Below are 9,609 nucleotides of genomic sequence, written 5' to 3'. Positions count from 1 at the left end.
TGCGGACCCGGCGAGCCATCTTCGACCAGCGTCAGCATCGGCTTGGCGGCGGCACTGAAGAAACTGTCGCCGATTGCGGGAAAAAGCCGCTCGGTGATGTCACGGGTCTGCGAGGTGCTCAGCCAGTCGACCGTCGGGTCGGTGCTGAAAGCCCAGAGATCGGAAACCTGCTGTCCTTTGGGATCGATGATGCGGATGAGGTCGCCTTGTGAGACGCGGATGGCGCGGCCCGACTGGGGTGGAACGACGATGCGGCGCGGATCGGGCATGAGCTGTCCTTCAAAAATGGAAATGGCGTGGCCGGGACGAGGCTCCACCAGAGGACCATGATTGCCAGAGATCAGACCATGATTGCCAGAGATCAGACAGTGCCTGTTGGGAACGACATGCCGGCCAGCCTGTGCGCGAAGCCGGACGCCTCGTGCGCGTTGATGTCGGCGGCGCGGATCAGATTGTCAAAATGCTGGATCAGCGTCTGGATCGGCTGGGTGGCGTTGAGCACCAGATACATGTCGCCGACATAAATGGCGGCGCGATAGGGACCGAAGATGGTGTAGGGGATGGAATAGCGAATCCGCCCGTCATAGAGAAACAGCCGGAAGGTGGGGTAGAGGTCGTCGAGCAGCGTCGCCATGTGCAGCAATTGGGCGCGGCGGTCGGCTTCCGGGAAACGATCCCAGACACCCAGGCCGCGGGCGAAAATCTCCAGCGTATGGCGAGGCATGCAGACTTCCATGTCGGTTTCCGGCCGCCTGTTGTAGTCGATGCGGTATTGCGTTTCGCCGGCCTGGGCGAGGCGGCTCTTGTTGGTGATGCCGGCTTCGTAGTCGACCAATGCTTCGGTGCGCAGAAGGTCGGGAATGCCGGCCGGTACGTAGCGGATCTTGGTGCCGGCCGCCTCGGCATGCCATTTGGCCAGCAGCGTGCGGTCGAAGCCGTCCGGTGCCTCTTCTATCTCCAGGCTCTCGCGGATTTCGCCGGTGAGACCCTCGTCCTGGCTGAGGCCGAGAAGCCAATCGAGCGACACCTTGAACTCGGCGGCGATGTTGAGCAGCGTTTCCGCTCGGGGCAGGCGCGTCGAGGCGCCCGACAGCAGCTGCGACAGCGCCGAACGGTCGATGCCGACCGCGGTCGCGAAGGCCGACTGGTTGAGGTCGGAGCGTGTCAAGAGTGTTTTCAGGCGCTCGCGGAAGATCGTCGACAGGTCGCGCTTGTCCATGTGCGTGCTCCACCTCGATTGAGGAAAAATTTGCGCCGAATCGCTTCCGAGCGCACCTCAGGCGTAAATGAATCCCTAAGCCTGTTTACAATGTGTAACATGTGCGGTCAAAAATGCGCAATCGCAACAGTTTGTGTACTTTGTCTCGTTGAGTGGAATCACTTCTCCTGACACAATGTTGTCAGGAGCCAATTGGGGCTCCGGCGACTGAGGGGCAGTGGTCGATAGCATGACGAGCAAGAGCATCAGGCGACACAGCGCACCGGCCATAGAGTGGCCGACCGTGGTACTCGCCTTCTTCTGCTACGCAACTTGGCTCGCCACCGGTTTCCTGCTCTGGCCATCTTACCCCATACTGGCGCTCGCCCTCCTGGCTTTGACCGCCGCACTGCAATCGTCGATCATGCACGAAGTGCTGCACGGTCATCCGACACGCAACGCGCGGGTCAATGAAGCCTTCGTGTTCCTGCCGATCGGTCTGGTCTGGCCGTTCCGCCGCTTCAAGACCATCCATCTGCGCCACCACGCCGACGAGCGGCTGACCGATCCGCTGGACGATCCGGAAAGCTATTATCAGGCGCTCTGGCAGCACGACGAACTGCCGCCGACGATGAAATTCCTACTCAAGATCAACAACACCATGGCCGGCCGCTTCGTGCTTGGCCCGTGGCTGTCCTGCGTCGGCTTCTTCATCGACGATGCCAAGCACGTGATCGCCGGTGACAAGGCGATCCGCAAGGCCTGGCTGCTGCATGCGATCGGCCTTGCCGTCGTGATGCCGATCGTGCAGTTCGGCTTCGGCATCCCGCTGTGGCTTTACATTCTGGTGCCGGTCTGGCTCGGCCAGTCGCTGATCTCGATCCGTACTTTCGCCGAGCATCAATGGTCGGAACATCCGGAAGGCCGCACGGTGATCGTCGAGCGCTCGCCGCTGTCGTTCCTGTTCCTCAACAACAATTTGCACTTCGTCCATCACAAGACCCCGACCGTGGCCTGGTACAAGCTGCCCAAGCTGTTTCGCGATCGCCGTGAGGAATGGCTGCGGATGAACAATGGCTATGCCTATCCCAACTATTTCGCGCTGATCAAAGCCTATGCGTTCAAGGCGAAGGAGCCGATCGTGCACCCGGTGCTGCGGCGTCAAGCCGAGCCGGGCAGGGCCTTCAAGCCGCGCATCAGGGCGCGCAGCATCAGCGGACTCGGCAGTGCGCCGGTTCCCGCAGAGCCGCCGAAGGAATAATTCCGGTCTACCCGGAATCCGTGTCGGCCAATTCTGATTGGGCGCCGCGTTTTTGCGATCATTTTTCCAGACATGATGATTTGATATCCGGCATGAGTGAATTGGTTGCGGCGTTGCCGATGTATGACTGGCCCGAAATACGCGGCGAGGTCGACGCGCAATGGGCGCTGTTGCGCGACGCGTTTCGGCAAAAGGGTATCGACGCACCGCAAACCATCGTGCGGCGCAATGGAGACCTGCCGCCGGTGCCGGGCGGTATTCGTGATGCTGCCGGTGCATTGATCGCATCCGATCCAGTGACATTGCCGCCGGACGAACTCGATTTTCACAGACTGTGGCTGCACCCGGCGCTGCTGTTCGCGCAGACCTGCTGGGGGCCGATGGAACTCGGCCTGTCCAGGCATGTGCAGGTGGTTGCCCAGCCAAGCTACGACGCCTACGAAGGCGGGCAGGGCGAGCTCTATTCCAGCGCCATCGTCATGCTGGCGGATGGCGCGCCGTCGGTTGCCTCGCCCAATGACGGCAGCCCGCTGATCCCACTCGATCGGATCCGCGGCAAGCGCTTCACCTTCAACAGCCTCGATTCGATGTCGGGGTTCCTCGGTTTGACGCGCGACCTGGAGGCGATGGGCGAGAGCCTTGACCTCTTTGCCTCGCGCAGCGAAAGCGGTGGGCACCGTTCCTCGATCGTCGCAATTGCAGAGGGCAAGGCCGATATAGCGGCCATCGACTGCGAGAGTTGGGCGCTGGCGCAACGCTTCGAGCCGGCGGCGAAAAAGGTGGCGGTCGTTGGCTGGACCGGACGGCGCAAAGGCCTGCCCTACATCACCGCCGCAGGGACACCGGAAAAGACGGTTGGGGCGTTGCGCGAGGCCATTGCCGGGCTAGCCGAGCAGTCTCTTATCCAACGGGTAGGTTGAGAGCTGTTCGTTGCCCGTCTCGGTGATCAGTATCTGTTCCTCGATCTTGACGCCTTCGCGCCCGCCAAGCCTGCCGATATAGCTTTCCACGCACAGCACCATGCCCGGTTCCAGCACGCCGTCCGGAGTGTCCGATGTCCAGTCGCTGGCATGCGGCAAGGTCGGGTATTCATCGGCCAGGCCGACGCCGTGATAGAGCACGCCGTAGCGCGTCGGGAAGCAGTCGCCGGGCGGCACCGCCGAGCGTTCGACGAGGTCGCGAAACGAGATGCCTGGCTGCATCAGTGCCGCGTTGTGCCCGATCTGGTCGGCAGCGATGCGGAACAGGTCGCGCTGTTCGCTGGTCGGCTTTCCATCGCCGCACAGCCATGTGCGCGACAGGTCGGCGCAGAAGCCGTAGGGGCCGATCAGGTCGGTGTCGAAGGCGACGAGATCGCCAGCCTCGATCTTGCGCGACGAGCATTCCTGGAACCACGGATTGGTGCGCGGGCCTGACGTCAGCAGTCGCGTCTCGATCCATTCGCCGCCGCGCGCGATGTTGCCGCGGTGCAGTTCCGCCCACAATTCGTTTTCGGAAATCCCCGGCTTCAGCGCTTGTTCCATCTCGCCCATCGCCGCCTCGCAGGCGACGATCGCGCGGCGCATGGCGAGGATCTCGTCGGGTGATTTGATCAGCCGCGCGTTCTCCATCAACGCTTCGCCATTGCCGATGGAAATGCCGAGGCGAGCCAGCTCCTCGACGCCTTCCGGATTGATATGGTCGACGGCGATGCGGCTGTTGCCGCCGCCATGCTCTTTCACCAGATCGGCTATTCCTGCGGCCCAGCGGCGGACCTTTTGCTCGGTCAACTCACCGCCATAGAGATACATCCACGACACTGCCGGTCGCACTTCGTCGACGACGCCGGAATGATCGGACAAATGCTCGCAGGAGAAATAGTCGAACAGCACCACCGGCCCCTCCGCGGCGACAAAGCAATGCCGCGTCGGGTTGTGCGCCACCCATAGCTGCATGTTGGTGCTGTCTGTGGCGTAGCGGATGTTGACGGGATCGTAGAGCACGGCGCCGGCATAGCCGCGGCGCCTCAGCTCGGCGCGGATGCGCTCCAGCCGGTATTGGCGCATCGCCGCCAGATCGGGCGCGGCAATGCCTGCCGCGGCCCATTCAGCCTCGGCCTGCGCACCGTAGCCCAGCACATGCTGGTTGAGCGAAGCCGCCTTCTGGCGGGAGGCGTCGCGCAAGGCTTCGATCGAATCGGCTTCGAACGGCATGATTTTGCGATGCCGGCCAAAGCTGCCCTTCGGCCCCGCGTTGTCCATGGTCGAAACTCAGGTCCGCATCTTCTCGCCGCTCGGATCGAAGGGCGCTTCGACATTGATGCGGGCCGGGCGCCGGTGACCGAGGATCTCGATCTCGAACAGCCCGGCACTTTCGTCCTCGGCAAGCGCTGCGGGGACGTAGCCCTGCGCCATCGACTTCTGCACATAATGCGCATAGCCGCCCGACGTGACCCAGCCGACCACGCGCCAGTCACCGTCGACGATACCCCGCACGGCGGAAGCGCCTTCGGTAGCCTTGGAGCCACGTATTTCCTTGCCGCCCTCGTCGAAGCGGGGCGCGCCATAGCCATGCGGCTTTTCAACCGTGCCATAGTCCTTGCTGACCTTGGCCCAGATCGGCTCATCGCCCATGACATCGGCGTCGGTGGCATCGACGATGAAGGAGACGCGGCGCAGCTTTGGCCCCTCGGCCTGTTCCTTGGCAGCGGCCTCGCGGCCGATGAAGTCGTTCTTCTCGAGCTTGATGAAGCGGTCCATCGCGCCTTCGAACGGTCCATAGATCGGCCGCAACTCGCGGAACCAGGTCGGAAAATTCTTTTCGAGGCGCATGGAGAGCAGCGCGCGCATGCCGAAATCGACAAGGCCGAATTCCTCGCCGGCGTCCTTGATCGCTTTGTAAACCAGGCGCTCGTAGGCCGGTGCCATCCAGATTTCATAGCCGAGGTCGCCGGTGTAGGTGATGCGGTTGACCATGCAAGGCGCCCCGCCAACCGCCATCTCGCGGAAATCCATGAAGCGGAAGGCTTTTGTCGAGACATCGACATCGACCAATTTCTGCAGCAAGTCACGTGACTTCGGCCCTGCGATCGACAGGCCGACCAGCGTCTGGTCGAAGCGGTGGATGCGCACCGTTCCGTCCTTCGGTAGATGCTTCTCGAACCAGCGCATGTGGTATTTCTGCGCCGCCGAGGAACCCCAGATCATGAAGCGGTCTTCTGCCGCCTTGGCGATGGTGAAGTCGCCAATCAGCTTGCCGAATTCGTTGAGCATCGGCGTCAGCACGATACGGCGGGTCTTCGGCATGCGGTTGGTCATCAGCCGGTTGAGGAAATCCTCGGCTGCGGGTCCCGAGACTTCGTATTTGGCAAAATTGGCGATCTCGGTGACACCGACACGCTCACGCGTGGCGCGCACTTCCTCACCGATCGGCCCAAAATCGTTGGAGCGGTGGAAGGAGACGATATCCCTGGGTTCCTTGCCTTTCGGTGCGAACCAGAGCGGCGTTTCAAGTCCCCAGCTGTCGCCCATGACGGCATTGTTGGCCAGCATCGTGTCGTAGAGCGGTGTCGTCTGCGCCGGGCGTGCCGCCGGCAGTTCCTCATTGGGGAAGCGGATGGAGAAGCGGCGCGAATAGTTTTCGCGCACCTTGGCGTTGGTGTAGCGCAGGCCTGCCCATTCGCCGAAGCGGGTGACATCCATGCCCCAGACGTCGAAGCCGGGATCGCCATGCACCATCCAGTTCGACAGCGCGAGGCCGACACCGCCGCCCTGGCTGAAGCCGGCCATGACGGCGCAGGCGCACCAGAAATTGGTCAGGCCCTGGACCGGGCCGACCAGCGGGTTGCCGTCGAGCGCGAAGGTGAAGGGGCCGTTGATGATCTGCTTGATGCCGGCTTTCTCGATGCCGGGGAAATGCTTGAAGCCGATTTCCAGCGACGGGGCGATGCGATCGAGGTCCGGCGGCAACAATTCATGGCCGAAATCCCACGGCGTGTTGACCGGCGACCACGGCTTGCAGGCCTTCTCATAGGTGCCGAGCAGGATGCCGTTGCGTTCCTGGCGGGTGTAGATCTCGCCCTTGAAGTCGAGCACGCCGATCATTTCGCGGCCGGTAGACTTGTTGAATTCCTCGACCTCCGGCATCGGCTCGGTCAGCAGATACATGTGCTCCATGGCCAGCACCGGCAGTTCGACGCCGACCATGCGGCCGATCTCGCGCGCCCACAGGCCGCCGCAATTGACGACATGCTCGGCCTTCACCGTGCCCTGTTCGGTGACGACGTTCCAGGTGCCGTCGACCTCCTGTGTCAGTTCCACAACGCGATTGCGCAGCACGATCTCGGCGCCGAGTTTTTTCGCCGCCTTGGAATAGGCGATGGTGGTGCCCGACGGATCGAGATGGCCTTCGACCGGGTCCCACATGGCGCCGACGAAGTTGGTCTCGTCCATCAGCGGGAACATCGCCTTGGCTTCGGAAGGGGTGATCAGCTCTGTGTCCATGCCGAGATAGCGGCCCTTGGCGTGGGCCAGCCGCAGGAAGTCCATGCGCTCGGGCGTGTCGGCCATCATCACGCCGCCGGTCAGGTGCAGGGAGCAGGACTGGCCGGATATTTCCTCGATCTCCTTGTAGAGCTGCACCGTATAGGCCTGCAGCTTGGCGACGTTGGGGTCGCCGTTCAGCGTGTGGAAGCCGCCCGCGGCGTGCCAGGACGAGCCGGAGGTGAGCTCCGAGCGCTCGATCAGCATGATGTCGGTCCAGCCGGCCTTGGCCAGGTGGTAGAGAACCGAGCAGCCGACGACGCCGCCGCCGATAACAACCGCTTTTACGTGAGATTTCATCTAGATAGGTCCGTTTTTGAAGAGATTGAATCGGGTGAGTGAGGCGTGAAGACAAAGCGGAGGTCGGGTGCCGTGATGTTCTCGGCTAGCCTGCCATCGAGCGCGGCGAGGATGGTTTCACAAACCGAAGTACGATGCTTCAAGACTTCATGGCTCCAAACACGCAGGATCGAATAGCCCTGGGCATGCATGAAATCGTCGCGGCGGCGGTCATAGGAACAGTCGGCGTGTTGATGTCCGTCGACTTCCACGACGAGCCATTTTTCGCGGCAAGCGAAGTCTGCGTAGTATGGTCCGATAGAGAACTGTCGCGTGAACTTGTAGCCGCCAAGTTTGCGGGCTTTTAACTCAAGCCAAAGCAGCGCTTCGGCCTGGTTGTCACCTTGCCTGAGTTTTCGGGCTCGCTGGGTGATGCCCGTTTTGCGGCGGCTGCGTGTTGCGGGGCGGGCTTCCCCCACTCCGTCTCGGCTTCGCCGAGCCACCTCTCCCCCCTCCGGAGGGAGAGGAAGGGAGCCAGCCTGCATAAGTTCGCGCCTTTCCTCTCCCCCGTCGATCGGGGGAGAGGTGTCGAGCACAGCTCGACGGAGTGGGGGTCGACCGTTCATCAACAGCACTGCCGATCAAAAATCGGTCGGCGCGCCGCCTTCGGACCGGCGCTTGGCGACGAAGGCGTTGAGTTCCTCGCGGATGGCCGGGTCCATGTAAGGCTCCTCATAGGACGCCAGCCGCTCCTTCCAGACCTTGTTGGCCTTTTCGAGCGCCGTCGGCGAGCCGGCTTCCGCCCAGGTCTCGTAATTGCGCCAGTCGGACAGGATCGGCGAGTAGAAGGCGGTCTTGTAGCGGTCCTGCGTGTGCTGGGTGCCGAAGAAATGGCCGCCGGGACCGACCGACTGGATGGCGTCGAAGCCGAGTGCCTCGTCGGAAAGATCGAGGGGGGTCAGGAATTCGGCCACCATCTGCAGCAGGTCGATGTCCAGGATGGTCTTCTCGTAGGAGCAGCGCAGGCCGCCTTCGAGCCAGCCGGCGGCATGCATCATCAGATTGCCGCCGCCCTGGATGGCGCCCCACAGCGAGAACACGCTTTCATAAGCCGCCTGCGCGTCGACCGTGTTGGCGGCGCAGGTGTTGGAGGTGCGGTAGGGAATGTTGTAGCGGCGGGCAAGCTGGCCGCCGACGAGCTGCGCCTTCATGTATTCCGGCGTGCCGAACGCCGGCGAACCGGACTTCATGTCGACATTGGAGGTGAAGCCGCCATAGCCGACGGGTGCGCCCTTGCGCACCATCTGGGCGAAGGCGAGGCCGGCAAGCGCCTCGGCGTTCTGCTGCACCAGTGCGCCGGCGATGGTGACAGGCGCCATGGCGCCCGACAGGGTGAACGGCGTCACGACGACGACCTGGCCCTTGCTCGACATCTGGATGATGCCTTCCATCATCGGCACGTCGAGCTTGAGCGGCGAATTCGTGTTGATGATGGTGAAGACGGACGGCTCTTCCAGCATCTGCTCGTGGCTGATGCCGCGCGCGATCCTGGCGATCTCGATGCCGTCGACATTGCGTTCCTTGCCGAGCGAATAGATGTGGAACACCTTGTCGGTGAGCACGCTGAGATCGCGGATGCATTCGAGGTGGCGGACGGACGGATGGATATCGGTCGGCTCGACCGGGTAGCCGCCCGTGCAGTTCAGGATGTTGTGCATCTGCGCGAGCTTTAAGAAATTGCGGTAGTCCTGCTGGTTGCCGGGCCGGCGGCCGCGATCGATGTCGGAGCAATTGGGCGCCGACGCCATCATCGAGATGATCACATTGTTGCCGCCAAAGCGCACATTGTGCGCCGGATTGCGGGCATGGATGGTGAACTCCGACGGGCAGTGCGACACCAGTTCGAGGATCATGTCGCTGTCGAAGCGCACCCGCTCGCTGCCGTCGCGCACATCGGCGCCATGCGCCTTCATGATGCTGCGGGCTTCGTCATGCAGCACATCGACGCCGATTTCCCTGAGCACGCGCAGGGAGGCGAGGTGGATCGATTCCAGCTCGTCGTCGGAGACCAGCCTGGTCGGCGTCAGCGGGTTTTTCAGCTGGCGGAAAGCCGGCTGCTCGAACGCGGCCGAGCCGCCGGCGCGCTTTCCGGCGCGGCCACCGCGACGGGCGCGGTCGGTGGCCAATGCCGGTTCCAAGGGTTGTAGGGCGGCGGTCATGATGGTCCTCGTAGGATGCGATAGCGGGCGGCATAATGGACCGGCGGCTGTCCAGCCATTGCGGAGGCGGCGACCACTAGGGCGAGGGAAGCGACATGCCGGAACGGCAGTTGCGCGGCCACGACATCGGCC

The 9,609-nt window shown here is 62.9% G+C and carries 8 protein-coding genes; 2 read left to right on the top strand and 6 right to left on the bottom strand.

The annotated features are described in order from the left end of the window. The coding region (locus EN964_RS14105; protein ID WP_127276459.1) for a DUF1989 domain-containing protein at nucleotides 1-269 on the bottom strand (269 nt) is incomplete at its 3' end. 92 nt (nucleotides 270-361) lie between these two features. Beyond that, nucleotides 362-1,219, bottom strand: coding sequence for a helix-turn-helix domain-containing protein (locus EN964_RS14100; RefSeq protein ID WP_127267834.1), 858 nt, complete (start codon nucleotides 1,217-1,219; stop codon nucleotides 362-364). A gap of 229 nt (nucleotides 1,220-1,448) precedes the next feature. On the opposite strand from EN964_RS14100, the gene EN964_RS14095 reads away from it, so the two are divergent. Both EN964_RS14095 and EN964_RS14090 read left to right on the top strand, forming a co-directional pair. Next, on the top strand, nucleotides 1,449-2,459 hold the full coding sequence (locus tag EN964_RS14095; protein WP_164748999.1) for a fatty acid desaturase: 1,011 nt from the start codon (nucleotides 1,449-1,451) through the stop codon (nucleotides 2,457-2,459). 92 nt (nucleotides 2,460-2,551) lie between these two features. Then, nucleotides 2,552-3,379, top strand: coding sequence for a phosphate/phosphite/phosphonate ABC transporter substrate-binding protein (locus EN964_RS14090; protein WP_127267833.1), 828 nt, complete (start codon nucleotides 2,552-2,554; stop codon nucleotides 3,377-3,379). Here EN964_RS14090 and EN964_RS14085 read toward each other — a convergent pair. The 4 genes from EN964_RS14085 to EN964_RS14070 form a co-directional block, all read right to left on the bottom strand. Then, on the bottom strand, nucleotides 3,344-4,699 hold the full coding sequence (locus EN964_RS14085) for a Xaa-Pro peptidase family protein (RefSeq protein ID WP_127267832.1): 1,356 nt from the start codon (nucleotides 4,697-4,699) through the stop codon (nucleotides 3,344-3,346). The genes EN964_RS14090 and EN964_RS14085 overlap by 36 nt on opposite strands. A 9-nt stretch (nucleotides 4,700-4,708) precedes the next feature. Beyond that, on the bottom strand, nucleotides 4,709-7,279 hold the full coding sequence (locus EN964_RS14080; RefSeq protein ID WP_127272734.1) for an FAD-dependent oxidoreductase: 2,571 nt from the start codon (nucleotides 7,277-7,279) through the stop codon (nucleotides 4,709-4,711). Further along, on the bottom strand, nucleotides 7,276-7,761 hold the full coding sequence (locus tag EN964_RS14075; RefSeq protein ID WP_127271897.1) for an endonuclease domain-containing protein: 486 nt from the start codon (nucleotides 7,759-7,761) through the stop codon (nucleotides 7,276-7,278). Before EN964_RS14075 ends, EN964_RS14080 begins: the two co-directional genes overlap by 4 nt. Before the next feature lie 138 nt (nucleotides 7,762-7,899). Continuing rightward, entirely contained in the window at nucleotides 7,900-9,477 is a 1,578-nt protein-coding gene (locus EN964_RS14070; protein WP_127271459.1) for a trimethylamine methyltransferase family protein, read from the bottom strand. Nucleotides 9,478-9,609: the final 132 nt, after the last annotated feature.

It is taken from the genome of Mesorhizobium sp. M7A.F.Ca.CA.001.10.2.1, assembly GCF_003998575.1.
Classification (GTDB): domain Bacteria; phylum Pseudomonadota; class Alphaproteobacteria; order Rhizobiales; family Rhizobiaceae; genus Mesorhizobium.
This window is presented reverse-complemented; position numbering and strand designations above follow the sequence as displayed.

Coding starts and splice junctions, on each gene's coding strand:
- EN964_RS14100 (WP_127267834.1), bottom strand. CDS start 1,219: ATGGACAAGCGCGACCTGTCGACGATCTTCCGCGAGCGCCTGAAAACA.
- EN964_RS14095 (WP_164748999.1), top strand. CDS start 1,449: ATGACGAGCAAGAGCATCAGGCGACACAGCGCACCGGCCATAGAGTGG.
- EN964_RS14090 (WP_127267833.1), top strand. CDS start 2,552: ATGAGTGAATTGGTTGCGGCGTTGCCGATGTATGACTGGCCCGAAATA.
- EN964_RS14085 (WP_127267832.1), bottom strand. CDS start 4,699: ATGGACAACGCGGGGCCGAAGGGCAGCTTTGGCCGGCATCGCAAAATC.
- EN964_RS14080 (WP_127272734.1), bottom strand. CDS start 7,279: ATGAAATCTCACGTAAAAGCGGTTGTTATCGGCGGCGGCGTCGTCGGC.
- EN964_RS14070 (WP_127271459.1), bottom strand. CDS start 9,477: ATGACCGCCGCCCTACAACCCTTGGAACCGGCATTGGCCACCGACCGC.